The 21837-nt window shown below is 43.9% G+C and carries 26 protein-coding genes; 2 read left to right on the plus strand and 24 right to left on the minus strand.

All coding sequences use genetic code 11. From position 1 onward, the window contains the following. Positions 1 to 128 precede the first annotated feature (128 nt). The 7 genes from deoD to WCV65_RS11410 all read right to left on the minus strand — a co-directional run bounded on the left by deoD (position 129) and on the right by WCV65_RS11410 (position 4366). Positions 129 to 833: a purine-nucleoside phosphorylase gene (gene deoD / locus WCV65_RS11380; RefSeq protein ID WP_338776549.1), complete on the minus strand. Its 705-nt coding sequence runs from the start codon at positions 831 to 833 to the stop codon at positions 129 to 131. 69 nt (positions 834 to 902) lie between these two features. Next, positions 903 to 1268 (minus strand): hypothetical protein, encoded by a 366-nt coding sequence (locus tag WCV65_RS11385; protein WP_338776550.1) that lies wholly within the window; start codon positions 1266 to 1268, stop codon positions 903 to 905. 187 nt (positions 1269 to 1455) lie between these two features. After that, entirely contained in the window at positions 1456 to 1770 is a 315-nt protein-coding gene (locus tag WCV65_RS11390) for a YodL domain-containing protein (RefSeq protein ID WP_035406320.1), read from the minus strand. Positions 1771 to 1840: 70 nt separating this feature from the next. Then, entirely contained in the window at positions 1841 to 2455 is a 615-nt protein-coding gene (locus WCV65_RS11395; RefSeq protein WP_338776551.1) for a phosphatase PAP2 family protein, read from the minus strand. A 209-nt stretch (positions 2456 to 2664) separates the two neighbouring features. Continuing rightward, entirely contained in the window at positions 2665 to 3435 is a 771-nt protein-coding gene (locus WCV65_RS11400) for a sporulation protein (protein ID WP_035406317.1), read from the minus strand. A gap of 11 nt (positions 3436 to 3446) precedes the next feature. Continuing rightward, positions 3447 to 4196 carry a protein kinase gene (locus tag WCV65_RS11405; protein ID WP_338776555.1) on the minus strand — a complete coding sequence of 250 codons (750 nt, stop codon included), beginning with the start codon at positions 4194 to 4196 and terminating at the stop codon, positions 3447 to 3449. A 2-nt stretch (positions 4197 to 4198) separates the two neighbouring features. After that, a complete protein-coding gene (locus tag WCV65_RS11410; RefSeq protein WP_338776556.1) occupies positions 4199 to 4366 on the minus strand; it encodes a hypothetical protein in 168 nt (55 codons plus the stop codon). A gap of 104 nt (positions 4367 to 4470) precedes the next feature. On the opposite strand from WCV65_RS11410, the gene WCV65_RS11415 reads away from it, so the two are divergent. Beyond that, entirely contained in the window at positions 4471 to 5559 is a 1089-nt protein-coding gene (locus WCV65_RS11415) for a DUF2515 family protein (RefSeq protein ID WP_338776557.1), read from the plus strand. Here WCV65_RS11415 and WCV65_RS11420 read toward each other — a convergent pair. Beyond that, entirely contained in the window at positions 5556 to 5744 is a 189-nt protein-coding gene (locus WCV65_RS11420; protein ID WP_035406311.1) for a YozD family protein, read from the minus strand. The genes WCV65_RS11415 and WCV65_RS11420 overlap by 4 nt on opposite strands. A gap of 134 nt (positions 5745 to 5878) precedes the next feature. Here WCV65_RS11420 and WCV65_RS11425 point away from each other — a divergent pair, with 134 nt between their 5' ends. Beyond that, positions 5879 to 6025: a hypothetical protein gene (locus tag WCV65_RS11425; RefSeq protein ID WP_338776559.1), complete on the plus strand. Its 147-nt coding sequence runs from the start codon at positions 5879 to 5881 to the stop codon at positions 6023 to 6025. A gap of 1 nt (position 6026) precedes the next feature. Here WCV65_RS11425 and WCV65_RS11430 read toward each other — a convergent pair whose 3' ends face one another. From WCV65_RS11430 to WCV65_RS11505, 16 genes are all read right to left on the minus strand, one after another. After that, entirely contained in the window at positions 6027 to 6707 is a 681-nt protein-coding gene (locus WCV65_RS11430; protein WP_035406416.1) for a hypothetical protein, read from the minus strand. 98 nt (positions 6708 to 6805) lie between these two features. Next, positions 6806 to 7597 (minus strand): ABC-2 family transporter protein, encoded by a 792-nt coding sequence (locus WCV65_RS11435; RefSeq protein WP_338776561.1) that lies wholly within the window; start codon positions 7595 to 7597, stop codon positions 6806 to 6808. 9 nt (positions 7598 to 7606) lie between these two features. Continuing rightward, complete coding sequence (locus WCV65_RS11440; RefSeq protein WP_338776563.1) at positions 7607 to 8395, minus strand: ABC-2 family transporter protein; 789 nt, start codon at positions 8393 to 8395, stop codon at positions 7607 to 7609. 15 nt (positions 8396 to 8410) lie between these two features. After that, positions 8411 to 9406, minus strand: a complete 996-nt coding sequence (locus WCV65_RS11445; protein ID WP_338776566.1) for an ATP-binding cassette domain-containing protein — start codon at positions 9404 to 9406, stop codon at positions 8411 to 8413. Positions 9407 to 9509: 103 nt separating this feature from the next. Beyond that, entirely contained in the window at positions 9510 to 9731 is a 222-nt protein-coding gene (locus WCV65_RS11450; protein ID WP_035406302.1) for a YozE family protein, read from the minus strand. Between the two features lie 79 nt (positions 9732 to 9810). Continuing rightward, entirely contained in the window at positions 9811 to 10086 is a 276-nt protein-coding gene (locus WCV65_RS11455) for a YokU family protein (RefSeq protein ID WP_035406298.1), read from the minus strand. Continuing rightward, positions 10076 to 11488, minus strand: coding sequence for a lysine 2,3-aminomutase (gene ablA / locus WCV65_RS11460; protein WP_338776570.1), 1413 nt, complete (start codon positions 11486 to 11488; stop codon positions 10076 to 10078). The genes WCV65_RS11455 and ablA overlap by 11 nt, the downstream gene beginning before the upstream one ends. 74 nt (positions 11489 to 11562) lie before the next feature. Next, the gene (ablB, locus tag WCV65_RS11465; protein WP_338776575.1) at positions 11563 to 12396 is read right to left on the minus strand and encodes a putative beta-lysine N-acetyltransferase; all 834 of its coding nucleotides are present in this window, start codon (positions 12394 to 12396) and stop codon (positions 11563 to 11565) included. Between the two features lie 178 nt (positions 12397 to 12574). Beyond that, positions 12575 to 13843, minus strand: a complete 1269-nt coding sequence (gene gabT, locus WCV65_RS11470; RefSeq protein ID WP_231889935.1) for a 4-aminobutyrate--2-oxoglutarate transaminase — start codon at positions 13841 to 13843, stop codon at positions 12575 to 12577. Between the two features lie 50 nt (positions 13844 to 13893). Next, entirely contained in the window at positions 13894 to 15174 is a 1281-nt protein-coding gene (locus tag WCV65_RS11475) for a peptidase (RefSeq protein WP_035406290.1), read from the minus strand. A 13-nt stretch (positions 15175 to 15187) separates the two neighbouring features. Beyond that, positions 15188 to 15844, minus strand: a complete 657-nt coding sequence (locus WCV65_RS11480; protein ID WP_338776578.1) for a 3-oxoacid CoA-transferase subunit B — start codon at positions 15842 to 15844, stop codon at positions 15188 to 15190. Next, on the minus strand, positions 15817 to 16518 hold the full coding sequence (locus tag WCV65_RS11485) for a CoA transferase subunit A (RefSeq protein ID WP_338776580.1): 702 nt from the start codon (positions 16516 to 16518) through the stop codon (positions 15817 to 15819). The genes WCV65_RS11480 and WCV65_RS11485 overlap by 28 nt, the downstream gene beginning before the upstream one ends. Positions 16519 to 16521: 3 nt before the next feature. After that, positions 16522 to 17862 (minus strand): aspartate aminotransferase family protein, encoded by a 1341-nt coding sequence (locus tag WCV65_RS11490; protein WP_338776582.1) that lies wholly within the window; start codon positions 17860 to 17862, stop codon positions 16522 to 16524. A gap of 239 nt (positions 17863 to 18101) precedes the next feature. Further along, positions 18102 to 19088, minus strand: coding sequence for a biotin synthase BioB (gene bioB, locus WCV65_RS11495; RefSeq protein WP_338782269.1), 987 nt, complete (start codon positions 19086 to 19088; stop codon positions 18102 to 18104). Positions 19089 to 19204: 116 nt separating this feature from the next. Continuing rightward, positions 19205 to 20737 (minus strand): glycosyltransferase family 2 protein, encoded by a 1533-nt coding sequence (locus WCV65_RS11500; RefSeq protein WP_338776584.1) that lies wholly within the window; start codon positions 20735 to 20737, stop codon positions 19205 to 19207. Next, positions 20724 to 21830: a glycosyltransferase gene (locus WCV65_RS11505; protein ID WP_338776586.1), complete on the minus strand. Its 1107-nt coding sequence runs from the start codon at positions 21828 to 21830 to the stop codon at positions 20724 to 20726. Before WCV65_RS11505 ends, WCV65_RS11500 begins: the two co-directional genes overlap by 14 nt. Positions 21831 to 21837 lie beyond the last annotated feature (7 nt).

Consider the following 21837-nt stretch of genomic DNA (forward strand, 5'->3'; position numbering starts at 1 on the left):
TTACTACCACCCTAGATTGTAAAGTTTCTGTTTTCAGCAAAGTCCATTGTATCATTATTACCAAAAAAGAAAAAAACTATATTTGCCAATTAAAAAGATGCCCCTTTTGAGGGCACCTTCACTTGCTTCTATTTTTGAATAGCAGCCTCCAAGGCTACTTCAATCATTTCATTGAACGTAGATTGACGCTCTTCAGATGTCGTTTCCTCACCAGTCAGAATGTGGTCGCTTACCGTAAGAACAGATAATGCTTTCCGTCCAAATTTTGCAGCAATTGTGTATAGTGCGGAGGATTCCATTTCTATAGCGAGTATTCCATATCTTGCCCATTTCTCCAGCTCAGCATTTTCGTTGTAGAACATATCCGCTGTAAATACGCTTCCTGCGCGGAGCTGAAGTCCTTTCGCGATTCCTGCATCATATGCTCTCTTTAATAGATCAAAGTCTGCAGTTGGAGCATAATCCACTCCGCCAAAAGTGATGCGGTTCATTTGCGAATCAGTAGATGCACTCATAGCGAGAATGACGTCTCTAACTTTAACGTCCTTTTGAATTGCTCCGCATGTGCCCACACGAATCAGCTGCTGAACATTATAGCTTGAAATTAGTTCATTTACATAAATGGATATCGACGGAACGCCCATTCCTGTTCCCTGAACCGAAATCCGTTCCCCTTTATAAGTGCCTGTAAACCCTAGCATCCCGCGGACTTCATTATAGCATTCCGGATTATCAAGGAATGTCTCTGCAATGTATTTGGCCCTCAGCGGGTCTCCTGGCAGCAGGATCGTTTCCGCAATTTGTCCTTCTTTAGCTCCTATATGTACGCTCATGTAAAAATCCTCCTCTATTGCAACTGTAGCATCTTCTGCTATATCCACATTGTACTTTGATTGAACAAACTATGGAAGCTGTTTTCGAGAAAGGTATTTAGGCTTTATGACAAGTACGTTTCCTCTTGCAACGTACTTTTTCATGCTTTTTATATATTTCTCGAAAATCCAGACAGAGAAAAAGTAAAATGGAAGGTATACCATAGAAATCTTAACCATTTCAAAGAAATACATGGAGAATCCGTTAAAATCATGAAACTTTTGAAAGAAAACAATTTCAGAGAAGCTAATGAGCAAACTGACGAAATAAAGGTTGAGCAGATGAAAAAAAAACTGGCTTTTGCCTTTATAAAACAGTTTTTCGAGTTCCTTTTTGACTAAGAGGGCTGAAAGCGTTGAAATGGCACCAAGTATGCAAATGATCGTGAGAAGCATTACAAAATCCCCTTTTTTTGTAGGTAGACAGATGGGTTATACACACAGAAAACGCGTCAATGCAATTAAGTTCCGGCCATTAAACTGCATACGGACATGAACAGGCGGCCGGCTGAAGAAATTCAGGCTCCTGCTATCATCTATAATGTGCACAAGCAGCGAATAAAAAATTCGCTGCTTGTTCTGCTTACCTCACATGAATACGATTAATCTTTTTCCATCCTCCAGAATGAAGCCTATAGTATTCCTGACCCCTTCTGCCTTCATCTATAAACAGAATGTCGCCTGTTTGTATAAATCTGGCGGTATAATCAGCCGGAACCGTATCATGAACATTAAATAGTCTAAAGGTTTTCTCCAAAGCATCTTGATGATCTTTCGCTTCGGTTTTAAAACTGTACACCAGCTTATAGCCTTTTGTATCACCTGAGACCTGAGTCTGAAAAATAGATATGTCCATCATGCGCAGTTTTCTTTTTACCATAAGCAGCTGATCTTTCATCTGAATCCCTCCGCATCATTTTCACTATGTATTAGCGATAAGATGCCGAAAGTCCTTCAGCAAAACCAAACTATTTTTGTCGAAAATTATGACTGGCGCGTTCATATAATCTTTTCAGGGCAATAAACCAGATCAGACCTGCACAGATACCCGCGGTTATGTCCGAAACATAGTGAACGCCGATGTACACTCTGCTGACTGATATGCTGATAACAAAGAATATCATAACCGCTGTAATAATCGGGCGGTATTTCGGAAAGAACCGGATAAGGAGGTAACCGGAAAATGCAAAAATAGCAGCTGAGTTCATGGCATGGCCGCTTGGGAAGCTGTACGTATTTTCTTCCATTAATGGATTGAACGATGGTCTTTCTCTGTCAAATCCATTTTTCAAAAGCCAATTAAACAGCCTTGAGCCAGTAAAGCATATGAATAAGAACATTGCTTCTAATGCCCGCTTTTTATAGGCAAGAAGGATGGATAAGACAATCAATAAAGGAAAAATCGTTTTTCCTGAACCAAATTCGGTAAAGAAAATAAAATAATCTGTGTACCATGAAGCCCGGTTGTATTCAAAAAATTTGACCATCCACTGATCGGCAGGCGTATACCAGCTTGAGTCATAAATAGCAGCCAGCACGATAAAGATTATGAGCAAAAGAGCTGTATTCCTGATGTCTTTCATGTACATGCGACCTTTCCTATTACAGTATTCATCTACGTTACCCATATTTTCGCATCAGTAAAACAAAAAAGCCAGTTTCCCCAAATGAATGGCAAAACAAGCTTCCGGGCAATATTTTAGCAACTGTTTGGGCACCCCCGCCAAATAGGATAGAGCCTGTTTGCGAAAAGAAAAAACAGCTGAGCTTAGTTAGCTCAGCTGCCTGTCATTTAGCTGAAACGCTGGATCGTTTGTTTAAGAATACCAGTCAGCTGGGGAAGATCATGTTTTGTTACCGACATTCTAACAGCTGTTTCATCTGTTTCAAGCATTTCTGAGAACAGACCGGACAGCCCTCTTGCTTTTCTGTCAATTTCAAGGACCATTTCAACCCGTTCATCCGTCACATCGGTAAAAACGACATCCAACTCATCCAATTTCCCTCTGAATGGACCTTGATACGGGAAAAATTCAAATTCTTGAACGAATGGAAGCCGCCTTCTTAATCTTGCAGATGCCGCTTCGTTTTCTGCATTTCTCAGCTGAAATCCAAGCTCACCAAGGGTATCAAAAATTTTCTGCTGGAGAGCACCCGGGTGTACATGGATGGCATCCTGGTCAGTCGGATCAACCGCATTTTTAATTTCAAGGCCTGTGTGAATCCAAATTTTTGACTGACCGTATGTAACAGGAGTATCTGACGGCAATACAAAGCGGAACGGAATTTCTTTATGTTCATCCGGCATGATGACGAACGGTTCATTAATTTTCACTTTTGAAATAACCGCTGTCTGGGTGTATTTTTTGTCATCTGATTCCTTAACGTAATTGGTCATGACGGAAAGGTAAATTTCCGCAATTTCCTGCTCTGTTTTACCGCCTTTAATCGCGACAATTCCCTGAACATCTTCCCCTGCCCTTACATTTACGTCATGCAGACGGGTATCCACTTTCGCTGCACCAATTCCAACGCTTGCAAATACTTTGTTAAAAAAAGACATACTGACTCCTCCTAATTTCTTTGGTTATGAAGATCTTTTTGAAGCTCATCTATTCTTTCATACGGAGAATCAATCTGAAGCATTCTTCGCAGGATAAGCCGGGTTCCTGAATCAATATTCAATTCCTCTTCCCAGGGCTTTTCCTTCTCCTCTCTCGCAGAGTAGCCGGAATAAAGCAAGAAAAGCAGAAAGTGCCCTAAAGCATAGAAATCGCTTATAAATGAGATCTCTCTGTATCTCTTTTTCTTTTTAAAGAAACTGAATTTTTGTTTATCCCCTATGTTTCTAGCCAGACCAAAATCGATAATATGAATATCCTGGCCATCAAGCAAAATATTTGGAATCCGTAAATCCCTGTGCACAATTCCGCGCTCATGAATAGAGGCTAAAATTGCCGTGATTTTTGCAAGAATAGCTATAGACTGCTCTTCTGTATACACATGACCCTCATCAAAAATCAATTCTTCAAACGTTCGCCCATTTTTAAATTCCATTGCAAGATACATATGCCGGTCGACAACGAATTGCTCATACAGCTCAGGAATTTGTATATTTTTTAAGGATCGAAGAATTAAGGATTCCATTTCAAAGGAATGACTTGTTTTGCGCTTTCGGTTTCTAGCCTGCTTAATAAGCACTGTGCCGCCGTCATTGATTTTCCGGGCTTTATAGGCGATTCCGTAGCCGCCTTCCCCCGTCTTAGACTCGATCTCATATTTACCTTTCAGCACAAATCCCTTTTTGAGTTCGATTGCGTTCATTTTCAGCTGCTATATGAACGGGAGCCGCTTGAGCGGTGCTTTTTCTTATAATAATGGTGGCCATGCTTTGACGGATGCTGCCCAAATTTTCCTCGCTTGTATCCGCTGCTTGAACCGTGCTTATCCTTATTATTTTTGGATAAAAGAGAATCTAATATTTTTTTTATCATCATCATTCTCCTTTCTATTTCTTAATACGGAGCAGAGTGAACCTAAGTTTCATATTTATCATACAATATTTTAGTGCAGCGCAGCCGGTTAGGAGGAAAAATCCATGAAGAGGTCCGAGACGGCATTAAACCGCTTTCGAATACTTGAAGAAGAGAAAGAAAGCCTGTACACTGCTCTCCAAAAAAAGGTACATGCAAAGCAGCAGCCTTTCGTTACTGCGGGTGATGAAAGAGACGTGATCCAGAGAATCAAAAGTGAAACAGCTATTTGCAACGTGTCAAATTTGACACGCACTCAAAGTTATCTCATGTTTCATTCCCAGTATCCGGAGGTACATTGGGCGCTGCTCGCGCATCTTGTTTCAAGAAACGGAGGATACAGTATGACAGATCTGAAATCATCCTACATAGGTCCTTTACTTCACCAAAGCGAAAAAAACGATTTATTTCAGATCCTTGAGATAATCAATGCAGCCATTTTTCTCGATGCCTATCCACAGCTTCTTTTATATGAAGAAAGCAAAAAAAGGAACAGGGACCTTTTTCATCTCCTGCCCGCTTTCCGCGTTTCCGCGTTTATGGAACCGATTTGGTCCTGCTTTTTTCAAACCGGTAATTCCGCTTTGCTTACAAGAGCCCTTATTACAAATGAGCAGTCCATGATTGAGGAAAACATCCTGTCAGGCAAGTCTGCGTCCATCTTTAGTAATCTAAAATTTTCGTTTCAGGAGAAATGGGGATTAACGAATATACTCTTTCCATATAAAAAACACCATAAACAAAAGCAACATTCTCTTGCCGGAATAACGGTAACCGGCTTTCAATCCCTTTCGGAGCGGATCAGGACCGGAAAAAAACTGTACCACATACTTTTTCATCACCGGAAAATTCACGAGTCTATATTAGCTTACTGCAAATCTTCCGCCCACACAGGTTCAAGAAGCGACTATTGGCCGCATTTGTTTTCATCATCCAGAGACCCATTCAGACTCACAAGTCCTTATCTTGCCGATGCCTGGCCTATTATCCCAGGGCCGGAAAGTATAGAGAAAGATTGGCTTTTGCAGCTTGGAATTCCTGAAGGATTTGAGCTTCCGGAAACGGAAAAACTACAGGATCTAACGAATAAAGTGATGGCCGATCTTCTGAAGCTCGCCCCGATTTCAGCCATTAGCAAAAAATTGTTCCGCTAATCCAATGGGGGATGCTCATCTTCAAAATTTTCATCAATGATGCATTTGACGAGAAGGTAATCAAACATGATATCCGCTAGGACTTCCAGCTCTTCTGTGCCCGGTATGTAGCCTCTTTTTGTTAATTCCGAATAGAAGAATTCTGCAATTTCCTCTGTATCTATCACGACTTCCATTTCTTTCATTATCTCGCCCCCCTTTCTATTTCATATGAAAAGAAGAGCAAGCTTATGTCTGAATTAGAACAAGTTTTTTTGGAATAGAGCAGCTTTCCCTTGCATATCTTTTTGACAGGACAAGCTTATGAGGGGGAAAATAAATGAACAGGATTATTGAATGGGCCGATGGAGAACAATTTGATCATATTTTGGCTGCAGGCGTACGTGTATTATTTGCAGTTGCCATAATTGGCTGTCTGCCTTTTATCACATGGAACATGGCGGTCATGCTGCTGAATTCCTTGTGAATTAATTGGACTTGAACCGTTTGAGACTGTCCATGACCATTTGCATCATTTCCTTGTACTCTGAATCTCCAAACTGCATATACAGCAGTTTATAGTCGTTGTAAATATCCAGCAGGTCATTAATCAGCTGGCCTGGCTCTCTCTTTCTTTCAGGCTTTTCGAGAGAATAAGAAAGTCCGCTGGATTTAGTGCCCGAAGCCTCCTCTTGCGCTTCACTTTCTGCACCCTCTTTGTTCAGCATGAGCATAATTTGATGAAGAGATTTTTCTGCCTCATTGTTGCTCATCACAAGCACCATCTCTTCTTCAGCTGCTTCAAGCCATTCCCCGTCAGCCACCCTCATCAATTCATATACCATGTCCTCCCATCCATCCTCGAGGTATCTCCAGATCTCCGTTCTTAATCCAACAATTTTAAAGAGATCATTTCCGTACCCGCTTACATGGACGAGATCGCCGATCGCAAATTGGTATTCTACTTCAATCCGTTCAATTTCAAAAATTTTGCCTTCATATTCTTTATAGAAAGAAAGGGCACTCTCAAAGAAAAGAACATCCCCATGGTTGACCTCATAAAGGAAGGACTGGTTCAGCTTATAAACATTTGTTACGGTGCCAACTGTTCCATATAGAACGATTACAACGACTTCTCCCATTTTATACTTAGGATATTTTGAGGTCATGCCCATTCTCACTCCCGCACTCTGAAAAGTTATGATAGTATATGCGGGTCTTTCGTATTCGCATGGGCAGTTCACACAGGGTCGAACGGTTTGATTTTTCAGCTTCCGGTACTGCTATAATTTTTCAATCCGAGCAGCCAAAACAAATAGGCAACTGTCATCGCAGCGGCTGCTGTGACCGGGGCTTTAATGGCAACCGAAGCATAGCCTTCCCGGTCCAGAAACCATGCTGCCGGCAAAAAGGCAGTAAATCCGTAAGGTATGATCCACGTCAGGAAAAACTGCAGTCCTTTATGGTAAATAGTCAGAGGGTATTTAGCAAAGTCGCTTAGGTTAAAAACTGCCCACAGGACCGGCATGCTGTCTGTCATCCAAAAAGACAGGGAAGCAAAAAATAAATTAATGGCTACGAAGATGACACCGCTCGAAATGACGAGCACAATGAGCATCATGAATTCAAAAAGACCCCAGGAAAGGTGTAAATGCGGGATTGCCGTTCCAAGTATAATCCATCCGATCAGCAGCTGTCCGAAGCCGTCTTGCTGCAGCCTGTCTGCACATACGTGAAAAAAGGGATTAATCGGACGAATCAGCAGTCTGTCCAGCTGGCCGGGTTTAATATATTGCCAGCCAAGCGTCCATAAATTATCAAAGAAGATATGGTGGATCGCCCTTCCGCTCGCCGCAATCCCATAAATAAACAGGAGTTCATAGAACGACCATCCATTTAATTCTTGAATATGGCCAAAAACGACTGCCAGAAAAAACACCCCGGCAGCTTGCTGCAACGCGACAGAAACCATTCCAATCAAAAAATCAATTCTATACTCAAGCATCACTTTTATATGATTTTTAGCAAACAAATAATAAAGCTTTGCGTATCTTTTCATCCCAGCCTCCTATCCGCCGAAAATGGTCACTTTTTTAATGGCCTGGTTCCATAGCACGTTAAGCAAAATATAAAGTGCTGCAGCCCAGATCGCCTGAACAGCAATCGTCCAATAAATATCCATACCGGTAATCTGTCCTGTATAGATGGCAACCGGTGAAAAAACCATCGCCTGAGACGGCAGAGCAAAGGATATCGATTGAAGCCATGCAGGAAAGAGTGTGATCGGAATCAGCGCTCCCGAAAAAAAAGTAATGACACCTTCCTTCAACACTTGTACCCCCCATATATTTACCGTCCAAAATGCAAGGATTCCGATTAGCATGTCAAAAAAAGTTCCAATCCACAATCCAAGGGCTGCACTGGCTAGAAAAAAGATCAATTGCAACGGACTGCCTGGCGGATTTATTTGAATAACGAAAAAGGCAATAAGCCCCATTGGAATCGTTTCCCTAATGAAAAAGGATGCTTTTTGGCCAAAATCCATGAAAATCATTTTAAAAAGATAATGATACGGTCTCATTAATTCGACTGCGATTTGCCCCTGCTTAATTTCCCTTGCCAGTTCGTTTCCTGCTCCTGAAACAAATCCCTGCACAAACATTGCGACAATGATATATGTAAGCATTTCCTTTAAAGTCAGCTGTCCAATTGAAGATTGATTTTGATAGACTGCGTGCCAGAAATAAAACATAATCAGCAGCTTTAAGATGACGGTGGCCATGCTCGCCCAATACCAGGCGCTGTATGCAGCACTGATTTGCATAGAGGATTTAGCAAACATCCAGTATTTTCTCATTTTTACTCACCTTCCTTAAAGCCCCTGGTTGTAAATTTCTTCGATAATGGTTTCAATTTTGGGATCCTGAATCGATAAGTCGGTTATTTTGTTTTCTTTTAATACTTCAGCAATGACATCTGATCCTTTTATTTGGTCATTTGAGAAGGATACGATCGCTTTGTTCATTGATTCGCCTTCCTCAAGACGCCAATCTGCAAGATGGCGAAGTGGTTCAGGAAGTGCAAACGGCTGCATTTGATCCAGCTCAAAATGAACCTCTCTTTTTGCTGAAAAACGCTCCTTGATTTCGTTCAGACCTCCATCATACAAAATCGTTCCTTGATCGATTATGATAATCCGGCTGCAAATCTCCTCAATATCCTGCATATCATGGGTCGTGAGCAGGACCGTCGTCCCCCACTTTTCATTCATATCCCGAATGAATTTCCGGATTTTCACTTTGACCGCTACATCCAATCCGATTGTCGGCTCATCCAGATACACAACCTCAGGACGGTGGATGAAGGCCGCAGCCAGTTCACAGCGCATTTTTTGCCCAAGAGAAAGCTGCCTTACGGGAATTCCAAGCAGGGCATCCAGCTGCAGAACATCTGTAAAAAGCTCCATCGTTTCATTGAATTGCTCTTCCGGCACCTCATAAATCTCTTTTAGCAGATCGAATGATTCACGGACCGGAATATCCCAAAAAAGCTGTGTTCGCTGACCAAATACAGCTCCAATCTGCTTTGCATTTTCTTTCCGCTGTTTATATGGAATGATTCCATTGACCTTTACCTCTCCAGAGGATGGAGTCAGGATTCCGGTGAGCATTTTAATGGTTGTAGATTTCCCGGCACCGTTCGAGCCGATATACCCCACCATTTCTCCTCTTTGTATATGAAAGCTGACACCCTTAACCGCTGTCTTTTTCTCGTACTTTCGGTTAAAAAGTGATTTAAAAGCACCTCTTAAGCCAGGATCCCTTTTTACTAGTAAATATTCTTTTTCTAAATTTGTTACGTGAATCATCTAATCCCCCCGAACACACTTTCTGTTAACGCTTACAAATTATAAGTTTTGTTCCTTTTATTGTAAACGAAAAAAGACCGCAAATTTGCGGTCTCACGACGGATTATCTCGCTGTTTCCGATTTATAAAGTTCCCAGGCTTCATCAAATACCGACATATTCTCCATATAATCTGCGCTGAGTTCCAGATAGTCGGAAATCTCATGATAAGCATCGGATGATTTTGGAAAACTATGATCCATATAGGCAAGATTTGCAAAGCGGCTGATTTCATCCTTCGGTTTAGGATGCCTGAATTTCATCAGGTAGTGATAAAAAGACTTCATACATTCTCCCCCGCTAAATTGGCTGATTGGATTTTATTATATCCTGTTCAGAGAGGGAGTCAATCTTTCTGGTTTCATGCTAACTGAAGTCAAAGTAGTTTTTCTTTAAAATTCTTGGCTCTGCCATTAGCTGTTTATAGTCAATTGTATCCCCAAGATTTGATGTCCGGATCAGGAAGAGCTGATTTTCTATTTCCTTCACGACCGTCTCTTCCTGATAGACCATTTGGCAGGCTAAACAAATAACCGATGGGGCATCTGTAATCTCGATCGATCTCGTTCCATCAGGCAATTCCCAGTAAACAGGAAGTTCAGCCGTTTTCGTTTTGTCAGAACCGCACCATTCACACGTCATCTTGCTCACCCTGTGCTTTGCCTTTATGCTGCTGTGCCTGGTATTTTTTCTCCTTCAGTTCATCTCTTTTTTCACGTTTATCCTTCAGGGATTGGTGTGCCGGATTGCTGCTGTATTGGTTTCTTCTTTTCAGCCTCGCTAAATCGACAGGTGTAAGCGTGAGATGAGCCTCCTCATGGATGCCCGCAATACCTGCTTTCGATTTTTTCGAATCCATGTTTCCATATATGGATTCGAAGTATTCGTCTGCCGTTCCAGGTACATAATTCTCAGGTTCAGGATAAGACGTGATCACTCCTTCGAAATTGCGAAGCACTGTTTTAGTGGGGCTTTGAGAAATGAGGTAATTTGGCTGCAGGGTAATCTTTCCGCCTCCGCCAGGTGCATCGACAACGAAGCTTGGGACCGCATATCCGCTCGTATGTCCTCTTAATCCTTCGATAATTTCCAGTCCCTTTGATACTGGAGCTCTGAAATGTCCAATCCCTTCTGAAAGGTCGCACTGATAAATATAATACGGCCTTACGCGAATCATCACGAGGTCGTGCATAAGTTTTTTCATAATCGGAACGCTGTCATTGATCCCCGCCAGGATGACTGCCTGATTGCCGACTGGCACACCTGCATCTACGAGCATTTCGCACGCCTTTTTGGACTCCTCCGTGATTTCAATGCTTGTATTAAAATGCGTATTCAGCCAAACCGGATGATATTTTTTTAGTATATTGCATAGATTTTCTGTAATCCGCTGAGGAAAAACAACCGGGGCTCTCGTTCCGATCCGAATGATTTCAACATGGGGTATTGCCCGTAAATTCTTCAAAATGTATTCCAGAATACTATCGTTGATTAAAAGCCCATCTCCTCCGGAAATCAGCACATCTCTTACTTCCGGGGCAGAGGCGATATAAGCAATCGCGTCATCCAGCTGCTTCTTCGGAACACCCATTCCGATCTGTCCGGAAAATCTCCTTCTTGTACAATACCTGCAATACATGGAGCATTGATTCGTGACAAGAAATAATACACGGTCGGGATACCGGTGCGTAAGACCCGGCACAGGTGAATCTTCATCTTCATGAAGCGGATCTTCTAAATCATATTTCGTTTTATTCAGCTCGCTTCCGATTGGTACGGATTGCATCCGGATCGGGCATTTAGGATTATCTTGATGCATGAGCCAGGCATAGTAGGGCGTAATATTTAAAGGGATCGTTTTCGCTGATATCCGAACCCCTTCCTCTTCTTCAGGAGTCAGGTTTATGACCTGCTTTAAATCATCTGCCGTTCGGATTGTATGGGTGAGCTGCCATAGCCAATCGTTCCACTTTTCTTCCGGGACGTCCTTCCATAGACTGATATCCTTCCAGTGCCTGTTTGGTGCATAGAGCTGCTGAGCCATTGATTTCCCCCCTCTTGCTTTTACCTACAATAGATGCAGATACATACACAAAGTTGCCTACCAGATGCTTCGCTTTACCTTGAAAGGTCCTTCCACCATATATTCATATTTTCAATAGAAGAATAAATGTAGCAATTATTCGCAAGCCGTCCTCCATATGTGTAGCCGCATTGATGCAAGGACCGGTTCATTCCAAAGGATCTTGCGCGGGATAATGAATAAGCAGAATAAATGCCGTTTTTGACAAGCCTTTCCTCAAGCGCATATATCAAATGCTGAAGATGCCCCTGTTTACGAAAGGCAGGCAGCGTCCCGCAATCGGTTATTTCCGCATTCAAGTGGTTCGCGTCAATTTCAGCGGAAGCCGCACTCACGATTTTCCCCGCATCCTCCACGACCATAAAATAAGCAGACGAACTCATTGACTTCTTTATATAATCCGGTTCCGTAATAGGGACAGGATAAACATCGAAAATTCCTCCATAAAAAGAAGCGAGCTCCTCTGCATTCGTAAGCGCTGCTTCTCTTAAGCCATCGGGAGGCAGCGGGATGCCCCGATTAGGGGTCTTATGGAAAACCTCCTCAAGTAAACGGTCTTCGTTTACCCATTCATCGGTTTTTCTCCTGGTTTCAGAGAAATATTTTGAAAAAAACCAGCATGGCTCTCCCCTAAAAAATGAACCCGCTGCACCTTCCGCTTCCATTCCTAATGCCAGTGCCGGAAAGCAGTCCGAAGCCTTTACCTTCCAGATCAATTTTTTCACGGACCTTTTTTTGCATTCTTTAACAAGCGTCTCATACAAAAAGGAAAAATTCCCTGCATAATCGTCGACCCTGCACCGTTCATTGTAATCATCAAAAACAACCGCTGCAGTTCCTTTCAATCCAGCCTCAATGACCTCTTTCATTTGAGTTATCCCCCAATTAACATGCTTTTGACTGGCTGTCCTGCAGAAAAAGAGCAGGAAGGCGCTTTAATTCAAGCAGCAGCATCGTTTTCTGATGTCTGTTCCACTCTATCCCAGCAGTTGGAATGGCAGGATTAGACCCAGTCTCTCCATGAAAGAACCACCCTAAAAAGGCGGCTCAGGTGTCGTATAGCACGCTGTTTATTACTTCAAGACCCTCCATTAATTCTTCATCAGAAATGACCAGCGGACAAAGGAAGCGGATGACATTGCCGTATAGTCCTGCGCTCATTAAGATAACCCCTCGCTCATGAATCTTCTTCAGCAGATTGGCCGTTTGGTGTTTGTCAGGCTTCTGGCTGCCCAGTTCCGTTATTTCTACAGCCGCCATAGCTCCAAGCCGTCTTCCTTCTCCTATAAACGGCAACTCCTCTGTCCATTTCCGGTAATACATTTCTATGGTTTCGCCGATCTTTTCCGACCGTTCAAGAAGCTTTTGGCTTTTTATCATTTTGATAACCTCTAGAGCTGCTCTGCATCCAAGAGGACTTCCCCCGTATGTGCCGCCAATCTCCCCGATTTCAGGTGCATCCATTAGCTCCGCTCTGCCCGTCACGGCACTGATCGGCAAACCGGCAGCGATCGATTTTGACATCGTCACAATGTCCGGAACCACCCCAAAATGCTCGATTCCAAACCATTTTCCCGTTCTGCCGAATCCCGTTTGGACCTCATCCGCGATAAATAGGATGCCGCTTTCTTCACAAATCTGCTTCACTTGCCGGACAAAGGAAGCGGAGGGAATGACAAAGCCTCCCTCGCCCTGAACCGGCTCCATAATAATGGCTGCAATATCTTCCGCGGGAACCTCGGTCAAAAAAAACGTTTCAAGCTGCTTAATTGCCTGCGCGTCAATTTCTTCTTTGGATTGCCCAACTGAATGAAAGTAATAAGGGAATGGGAGTTTATAAATATCAGGAGGAAATGGGCCGAAACCATTTTTGTATGGCTTCACCTTGCTCGTAAGCCCCATGGCCATATAGGTTCTCCCATGGAATCCTCTTTCAAAGGAAACAACAGCTCTCCGTCCGGTAGCTCTTCGCGCAATCTTCACTGCGTTTTCGACTGCTTCGGCTCCACTGTTCAAAAAGAAGGTTTTTTTATGGTGGTTCCCCGGTGTAAGCCGGTTCAGCTCTTCGGCCAATTCAATATACGATTCATAAAGCAGGACGTGAAAGCTCGGATGAATGAACAAATCAAGCTGCTCCTTCAGCGCCTTCACGACTCCATCCGGACAGTGTCCGGCATTTAATGTCCCGATTCCTCCTGCAAAATCCAGGTACGTATTTCCTTCCGCATCGGTTACCTGAGCCCCCTTAGCGTGAGTGATGAACTTGTTCATCACATGAAAAGGTCCTCTCGGAACGTGCTGTTTTCTTCGTTCCATCAGCTTCTCAGTCGCTTTGCCTGAAGCAGCATGAAGCGAAATGAATTTTGTCAATTTGACTCCCCCTTCGACGTTCTGCACCATTTTAAAGCAAAGAGAGCCATTACCTTCGCAGCCTGAATGACATTTTTCACCGGAATGTACTCATTTGGATGATGAGCAGTTTCCGTGATGCCGGGCCCAAACACAATCGAGGGTATGCTGCCTGCTGCTGAAATCATACCCGCATCAGTCCCCCATGGTGAAGCCTCCATAACCGGCTGCTCCCCTGTCACTTCCTTAAAGCTTTGAACGAGGCAGTCAATGAGCAGATGATCCGGTTCCAGCTCATTTGGAAGCCACCTGGCTCCATACCACTGCAGCTCTGCGGGATGATCAGCGAACCATGGATCAAACCCAGCCAGCCGCTCTAAATATTCCTGCATCTCTTGTTGGACCTCTTCCATTTGTTCATTAGGTGCAACACCGCATCTGCCTTCGAGAATGACACGGTCCGGGACGGAGGATGGCCAGTTGCCTCCGGTTATTTTTCCAATATTGATTGGTATGGGAATAGGTGTGGACGCATAAAGAGGATCTGTAATCCGGTCATTACGCACTTTTTCGAGCTCCCGAATGTGGTTCATGACCATCATCGCCTTCTCAATGGCTGAAACTCCTTCATACCTCGTACCGCCGTGAGCGGATTTACCGTGCACAATTACTTTGAACCACATCGAGCCCTGCTGCTTTGGGAAAATTTTCATATTGGTCGGCTCAGGGATAATGGCTGCATCCGCTTCCCAGCCCCTTAAAATGGCATCCAATGTACCTGCTCCGCCACTTTCCTCTTCAATCACACTTTGAAAAATAATGTCTCCTTTAATAGAAGTCTGACATCTAGAAATCGCTTCCAGCGCCATCAGCATCGAGACGTTTCCGCCCTTCATGTCTGAGGTTCCTCTTCCATAGACGTTGCCATTCTCAAGCTTTGGAAAGAAAGGCTCTCGATCCCATTGCTCCAAATCTCCTTCAGGCACAACATCGATGTGGCCGTTGAAGATCAGTGATTTTCCGCCTCCGCTGCCCTTTAGGACGGCGGCAATATTTGGACTTTCTTTAAAATTCGACCTAGTTGAATAAAAATGCCGGTGCGATTTCAGTTTCTTTCCTCCAGGCTCCCATATGTCAATTTCAAGCCCGATCTGTCTGCATTTTTCCAAAACAATCGCCTGGGCAGAGGCTTCGTTTCCCTGAGTGCTTGGCTGCTCCACTAACTTTTGCAGCAATTTAACCGCACGATGCTGATTGTTATCCAGCCACTGGCAAATCGCCAATTGCTCCTGATCCATGCAATCATCCTTCCTATGCTTGTAATTCAGGTGAAATAATTAACGAAGCCCCCGTTTTGCGGATGACTTCCTCAACGGAAAAAGATTCCATAACCTCGGTCAGCATAAGTCCTGAATCTGTTACATCCAGTACCGCCATTTCCGTAATGATCCGGCTGACACATTTTTGAGCTGTTATCGGCAAAGAGCATTGATCCACTATTTTAGGCCGGCCATGCTTGTCTGTATGGCTCATCACCACGAGAACCTTCCTCGCTTTTTGAGCAAGCTCCATCGCTCCTCCCATTCCGGGAATCGTTTTTCCGGGTACAATCCAATTGGAGAGGTCACCGCTCGAACTCACCTCAAGAGACCCCAGTATGGTCATATCAATGCAGCCGCTGCGAATCATCCCAAATGCCGCTGCAGAATCAAAGTAGGATATCCCTTTTCCTTCAGTAACCGGAAAACCCGCCGCATTGCAGAGCTCCCACTCTTCCTCGCCTGTAGGAGGCTCGGGGCCCATCCCCAAAATTCCGTTCTCTGCCTGGATCATGACCGGAAAGTCCATAGGCAAAAAATTCGGTACGAGTGAAGGAATTCCAATGCCTAAATTAAGCACCATTCCCTTCTCCACTTCCTGTGCAGCCCTTTTGGCAATGCTCAGCTTTGTTTCTCTTCCCATACCCATTTCCAATTCACTCCCTTGCTTTGCACAACCGTCTGGATAAACACACCAGGCGTGATAACCTCATCCCCATTCATGTCCCCGGCGTTTACCAGTTCCTCTGCCTCCGCGGCCGTGTAATCAGCAGCCATCGCCATAAGCGGATTCATATTACGTGCGCTTTTGCAGTAACTGAGGTTCCCCCAATTATCTGCTTTGCCGCAATGCAGGATAGCTGTATCGGCTCGGATGGCCGTTTCCAGGAGATACGATTTCCCTCCTGACTCAATCAGCTGCTTACCATTCCTCACGTATTCATTTTCCAAACCAATATCTGTTAAAATCCCTCCAAGGCCTGTACCTCCGGCGCGGATTCGTTCAGCAAGTGTCCCCTGCGGCGAAAATTCAACCTCAAGCTTCCCCTCGGTCATCAGTTTTCCGGCAATCGGATTTGATCCAATGTGGGAGGCCGTCAGCTTCCTTGCTCTCCCCGCCGTAATCAGCCTGCCCGCTCCGATATCAGGAAATCCTGCATCATTACAGATAATATGAAGATCCCGGATACCTTTTTCTAAAATGGCATCAATAAGGAGGGGGGGCGAACCTACTCCGCCGAACCCGCCAATCATAAGCGATGTCCCGTCTTTGACTGTTTTTATCGCTTCCTCTGCCTGACGGATCTTACTGTATTCCTCCATCCCTTACCCCTCCTTTTGCCATTGACTAAATTGGATGCACGTTCTTTTAAATCGCTTAAGCAACTCCGCTGTTTCCTGAATCGTAATGGTGAGCGGCGGAGCAATTATCACCGCATCTCCGTCCCCGCCATCGACTCCCGCACTTGCAGGATACAGAATAAGGCCGTTTCTGAATGCAAGCTCCACCAATTTGGCCCCCGCCTTCAGGTGCTTTGGAAAAGGAGTCATGTCATTGGGATTGTTCACTAATTCGATCCCTATTAAAAGCCCTCTTCCTCTCACCTCTCCTATAAAAGGGAATGATGACTGCATGTCTTTTAGCTGCTCCTTAAGATGCTGGCCCTGCCTTGCTGCCTGTTCAGCAAGGCTATGCTTATCCATATATTTCAGTACCGCTAAGGCGGCTGCCGCTGACTGGGGATTCCCGCTATGCGTATGCCCGCTCATGATCACACGGCTGCCTTCCTGAAATGGCTTCATCACTTTATCGGAGGCAACGGCGGCGGCGATTGGACTGTAGCCCGCACCCAGCCCTTTGCCAAGCACAACTATATCAGGAAGACAATCCCAGTGTTCAGTAGCCAGTACCTTTCCGGTTCTTCCCATCCCTGTCATCACTTCATCCGCAATAAACAGGACATCATACCGGTCGCAAATCTCCCGGAGTCGTTCATAATATCCAGGCGGCGGAGTGAGACATGCTCCAGCCGCGCCAACAATTGGTTCTGCTATAAACGCCGCTATATTTTCGTCTCCCATTCTCCTAATTGAACGCACCAGATCATCCGCACACATGAGATTGCAAGATGGATAGGCTTGCTGGTAGGGACACCGGTAACAATAGGGCGCTGAAACATCCGGATTTGAGGCAAGGTGGTCCGTAAATCTCACCCGGCGCTCAGGGTATCCGGAAAGTGACAGGGCCCCCATTGTAATTCCGTGGTAACTCCGCCAGCGTGATAGAATAGCCGTTTTAGACGGCCTCCCCTTTTCCTGCCAGTACTGAATCGCCATCTTCATTGCCGTTTCCGCGGCCTCAGACCCGCTGTTTACGAAAAAACTCCAATTTAAATCGCCCGGCAGCAGCTCTGCAAGCTTTTCCGCCAGCGCCTCGGCTGCCTTGCTTGTAAAATGGGAACGGTACACAAATGAAACTTTTTTCGCCTGTTCATTCATTGCTTCCGTAATTTCTCGTACCCCGTGCCCAATGCTGCACGTAATCGCACCTGACGATCCATCCAAATACTCCTTGCCATCCGCACCATATAAATAAACGCCCCTCCCAAAAGCAATTTCCGGAAGCTGCTCGTCTACAAGAGGCTTTATCAGATAACTCCTCTTCACCCTTCATCCCTCCCGATCGCCAAACCATCTATTTTTACATTGTATGTATGAATTCTGCTGTTTATTTCAGGAGGTTGGGCGGATTTTATGGGAGAGTACGGGGATGAAAGACTGAATATGGACCTGGTTCGGCCCATCAGTCTCTATTTCTATGCCCAGCTGCTTTTCTTTACATGGTGAAGACAAACAGAAAAACCCGCTGGCTGCATGCTCCGGCGGGGTAAATTCAAATCAATTGATTATATGGTATTTGCCGGCCATTCAATTTCAAAGCCTAGATCCTCTAGCATTTTATGGTCGCTGGAACTTTCCTGGCCTGCCGTCGTTAAGTAATCTCCGACGAAAATGGAGTTCGCCGCATACAATCCAAGAGGCTGCAGTGAGCGCAAATTGACTTCTCTTCCTCCTGATATCCGAATCTCCTTTGAAGGATTTACGAAACGGAACAGGGCAAGCACTCTGAGACAGTAGCGCGGATTGAGTTCGTTTGTTCCTTCGAGCGGTGTGCCGTCAATGGCATGCAAAAAGTTCACAGGAATGCTGTCTGCATCAAGCTCTTTTAGCTGAAAGGCCATAGAAATCACATCTTCCAGACTTTCTTTCATGCCAATGATCACTCCTGAGCAAGGAGAGATGCCGGCTTCCTTAACCGATTGAACGGTTTGAATACGGTCGTCATATGTATGTGAGGTTGTGATTTGCTCATGGTGCTCTTTAGAAGTGTTGACATTATGATTGTACCTGTCAACTCCTGCTTCTTTAAGCCTTTCTGCCTGACCGGGTTTAAGGATTCCGAGGCAAGCGCAAATTTTGAGTCCGTACGTTTCTTTTATTTCTCTGACAGCTTCAGCGACATGACCCACTTCTTTTTCCGAAGGTCCTCTCCCGCTTGCGACGATGCAATAGGTTCCTATGTTTAGATCAAAGGCTCTCTTCGCCCCATCGATAATCGACTGCTTGTCCATCATTCTGTATTTTTCGATAGGCGCTGACGAAACAGATGACTGGGAGCAGTAGCCGCAGTTTTCCGGACACAGTCCGGATTTCGTATTAATGATCATGTTGAGCTTCACTTTTTTTCCGTAGAAGTGCTTTCGGATGTGAAAAGCTCCTTGCAGCAGTTCAAGCAGGTCATCGTCCTCCGACTGCAATATTAGCATAGCTTCCTCTGTTGTTAATGTATCATTCATTTCAATCAAACTCTTGGCTCTTTCAATCCAATTCATTTTCATTTCCATTCCCCCTCTGCTTCATAATCGTAAAAAAAGACTTTCCATATGTCAACTTATTTATGATATGCGTTAACATTAAAAAACTGCCTTTTATCGGCAGCCTCCTTGTATTAATCCTTCCATTCGATTAAGTTAGGGTGCGGATCCAAAATGGACTCATATTGCTCCTTTACCCCATAGTGGAAATTAGAATCCAGTTCTAAATATCTTTTGAATTTTTCAAGACGGTCTTTCTCTCTGGACCATCCGAAATGCTTCACTCGGATAGGAGATATAGCGTTTGGAAGCTGAAAAACGTTTTCAGGCATTCGCCCGCAGTGCAGAGCAGTTTCCTTCCATTTGTATGAAAATCCAGGTCTGTATTTTAATAGGAACGGGCGGAACACATGATGCGCTCTCCACATATGATCCTCGCGATAATGGGTTTCGTTCCAAAAGTCATATAGCCTGAAGGAGTGCAAATCGAATTCCTTGTTATGCATCAGCTTATTGAGTTCCTCACAAAATCCGTCTTCAAAAAATTCATCTGCATCCAGGCTCAGAATCCAATCTGGATTTGTGGCAATGGTTTCTTCCCATTGCTGTTTACGTAATTCGATTTCATTATGAAACTTGGATGCTTCATTTGTGACGATGACATAGGGGACGTCGCTTAAACTCTCCTTGCATATCTCAAGGGTCCGATCCGTACTTCCATCGTTGATAATAACGGCATGATCAATACATGAAGCATGATGCTCCAATACTTCCTTTAAAAACCTATTTTCTTCATTCCGGACAATCATAGATAAAGTCAGTTTGGGCTTATACTCTGATTTAATCCTGATCCTGGTTTTCTTGTGAGCCTTTAAAAAGAAATCATCTGCTCCCTCTAAATCCGTGTCACGGTAAATATGATAAGGAGGATAATGCGTATCTGCATAAAGCTTAAAGCCAATTGCTGCAGCCCTGATACAAAAATGCCGATCTTCTCCCCAAAATGAAAGGTTATAAATTTGACCGAAGCCGACACCCTTTTGAAGAGCTTTTCTGGAAAGCAGGGTACAGGCACCAAGTCCTCCTACTTCATAAACACCCGGCACTTTCATTTGGCTGATAAATTCATGAAAACGGGTAGTAGCTTCCTCATCCGAAAGCTGATCCCCTCTTCCTTTCTGATATTGCGTATATTCATCAGATAGCCATACTTGCGGCTGCTCCATCGAATCCGGCTGCCATCTAGTCCAGAATACTTCAGAAAGGATGTCTTTCTCCTGTTTAACCAAATGGGATATGGTCTCTGGATATAGCAGCAGGTCAGAGTCTACTAAAAACAAATAATCAAATCCCTGCTGATCGGCATACTGGATCATGCTATCTTTAAAAGAGGCTACCTTCCAAACAAGATGTTCATTCCAATAATGAGTGGAGTGGTCCTTTACATAAACATCTGAATAGGATGAGCGCTCAATTTTCACTCGTTTAGCCTTTTGCTGAAACTCGTAAAGAAGGCGGGTGGATTCAGGATCCTTATTGTCATCAATAAAGTAAAAACTGAGTTCCGTATCATCCTGATTTAAATGACCTAATGAGTAAAGGAATTCACTCAGAATTTCCGGTTTCTGATGAATTGGACTGCCAATCAGCACTTTATTCTTGCTCATTATGACTCTCCTTTTTGTTCTGAAGAGCGAAAACCTGCTCAAGGTAACGTTTATTATGCAAATATTGCGGATTTTCCGGGCGGATAGACCCTGCTTGTTCATTATGGTATTGGGACAATTTATAATCACCAAGCCTGTCATAGCAAACACAGAGCTGAATATGCGGAATCCAGTCGGCGTAGGCTTGATTCTGCATCCCCCATGAAGAAGCTAATACTCCTATCGCTGCTGCTTGCTTATACCAATAAATCGCTGAGTGGTAATCCATCTTTTCAAAAAACGTATAGGCCAGCCTGCAGCAGAATTCCGGTCTGGGAGATTCATATTTAAAGGAGCGAAGCACACTGTATATCATTTTCTCCTGATTGGATAATTCATGGTAGCAATCAGCTAATTTGCCGCATGCTGCTAAATTGTCTTCAATCCATCCTTTACCGTCAGAAAGAAATTTCTCATAATACTCCACTGCTCTTTTATACTGCTGATGGTCTTTTAATTCATTAGCAAAATAATATAAATCTCTCGGAGAAAACTTTTCTCCTTGTTTTAATCGATTTTCATAGATTCTCAGGTTCCGGTCGGAATCATGATGAATGCTGGCATGAGTTACAGCCGCGTCACTCGTAATAATGTGCCCGCCCACCTCCAAATATTCATGCACAGGACCAATCCATTTGAACCCCTTGCTTCTTTTTACTAAACGATTTCTTCTCAGCCTCATGACAGGTTTCCCATTTTCATCCATGGTCAAATTATAAAACATGGAGACGGAATCAACAGACGGGTCAAGATTCTTTTTTAATTGGCCTAATTTCTTTCGATCTTCCTCTAAAAAAATATCATCAGCATCAAGCCAAAGGATGTATTCCTTTGTTGCTTTTTTAAATGAAAAATTTCGGGCTTTAGCGAAGTCATCTATCCATTTAAAGTCATAGATCTTTTTTGTAAACGATGAAACGATTTTTTTCGTTTGATCTGTTGAACCTGTATCGACAATGATGATTTCATCAACCAGATCTTTAACTGATTCCAGGCATCTGCCTATAACATCTTCTTCATTTTTTACAATCATACATAAACTGATCGTTACCATTGAATTT

This window comes from Metabacillus sp. FJAT-52054 (assembly GCF_037201815.1).
Classification (GTDB): Bacteria; Bacillota; Bacilli; order Bacillales; family Bacillaceae; genus Metabacillus_B; species Metabacillus_B sediminis.

Bases quoted from the DNA above. Each gene is read 5' to 3' on its own strand.
- WCV65_RS11480 (WP_338776578.1), bottom strand. From the start codon at position 15,844: ATGGGTATGGGAAGAGAAACAAAGCTGAGCATTGCCAAAAGGGCTGCA.
- WCV65_RS11485 (WP_338776580.1), bottom strand. From the start codon at position 16,518: ATGGAGGAATACAGTAAGATCCGTCAGGCAGAGGAAGCGATAAAAACA.
- bioB (WP_338782269.1), bottom strand. From the start codon at position 19,088: ATGAATTGGATTGAAAGAGCCAAGAGTTTGATTGAAATGAATGATACA.
- deoD (WP_338776549.1), bottom strand. From the start codon at position 833: ATGAGCGTACATATAGGAGCTAAAGAAGGACAAATTGCGGAAACGATC.
- WCV65_RS11395 (WP_338776551.1), bottom strand. From the start codon at position 2,455: ATGAAAGACATCAGGAATACAGCTCTTTTGCTCATAATCTTTATCGTG.
- WCV65_RS11440 (WP_338776563.1), bottom strand. From the start codon at position 8,395: ATGAGAAAATACTGGATGTTTGCTAAATCCTCTATGCAAATCAGTGCT.
- WCV65_RS11445 (WP_338776566.1), bottom strand. From the start codon at position 9,406: ATGATTCACGTAACAAATTTAGAAAAAGAATATTTACTAGTAAAAAGG.
- WCV65_RS11455 (WP_035406298.1), bottom strand. From the start codon at position 10,086: ATGACGTGTGAATGGTGCGGTTCTGACAAAACGAAAACGGCTGAACTT.
- WCV65_RS11405 (WP_338776555.1), bottom strand. From the start codon at position 4,196: ATGAACGCAATCGAACTCAAAAAGGGATTTGTGCTGAAAGGTAAATAT.
- ablB (WP_338776575.1), bottom strand. From the start codon at position 12,396: ATGAAAGAGGTCATTGAGGCTGGATTGAAAGGAACTGCAGCGGTTGTT.
- WCV65_RS11450 (WP_035406302.1), bottom strand. From the start codon at position 9,731: ATGAAGTCTTTTTATCACTACCTGATGAAATTCAGGCATCCTAAACCG.
- WCV65_RS11500 (WP_338776584.1), bottom strand. From the start codon at position 20,737: ATGAGCAAGAATAAAGTGCTGATTGGCAGTCCAATTCATCAGAAACCG.
- WCV65_RS11430 (WP_035406416.1), bottom strand. From the start codon at position 6,707: ATGACCTCAAAATATCCTAAGTATAAAATGGGAGAAGTCGTTGTAATC.
- WCV65_RS11400 (WP_035406317.1), bottom strand. From the start codon at position 3,435: ATGTCTTTTTTTAACAAAGTATTTGCAAGCGTTGGAATTGGTGCAGCG.
- WCV65_RS11435 (WP_338776561.1), bottom strand. From the start codon at position 7,597: ATGAAAAGATACGCAAAGCTTTATTATTTGTTTGCTAAAAATCATATA.
- WCV65_RS11415 (WP_338776557.1), top strand. From the start codon at position 4,471: ATGAAGAGGTCCGAGACGGCATTAAACCGCTTTCGAATACTTGAAGAA.
- gabT (WP_231889935.1), bottom strand. From the start codon at position 13,843: ATGGAACGAAGAAAACAGCACGTTCCGAGAGGACCTTTTCATGTGATG.
- WCV65_RS11425 (WP_338776559.1), top strand. From the start codon at position 5,879: ATGAACAGGATTATTGAATGGGCCGATGGAGAACAATTTGATCATATT.
- WCV65_RS11475 (WP_035406290.1), bottom strand. From the start codon at position 15,174: ATGGATCAGGAGCAATTGGCGATTTGCCAGTGGCTGGATAACAATCAG.
- WCV65_RS11390 (WP_035406320.1), bottom strand. From the start codon at position 1,770: ATGAAAGATCAGCTGCTTATGGTAAAAAGAAAACTGCGCATGATGGAC.
- WCV65_RS11385 (WP_338776550.1), bottom strand. From the start codon at position 1,268: ATGCTTCTCACGATCATTTGCATACTTGGTGCCATTTCAACGCTTTCA.
- WCV65_RS11420 (WP_035406311.1), bottom strand. From the start codon at position 5,744: ATGAAAGAAATGGAAGTCGTGATAGATACAGAGGAAATTGCAGAATTC.
- ablA (WP_338776570.1), bottom strand. From the start codon at position 11,488: ATGGCTCAGCAGCTCTATGCACCAAACAGGCACTGGAAGGATATCAGT.
- WCV65_RS11410 (WP_338776556.1), bottom strand. From the start codon at position 4,366: ATGATAAAAAAAATATTAGATTCTCTTTTATCCAAAAATAATAAGGAT.
- WCV65_RS11505 (WP_338776586.1), bottom strand. From the start codon at position 21,830: ATGGTAACGATCAGTTTATGTATGATTGTAAAAAATGAAGAAGATGTT.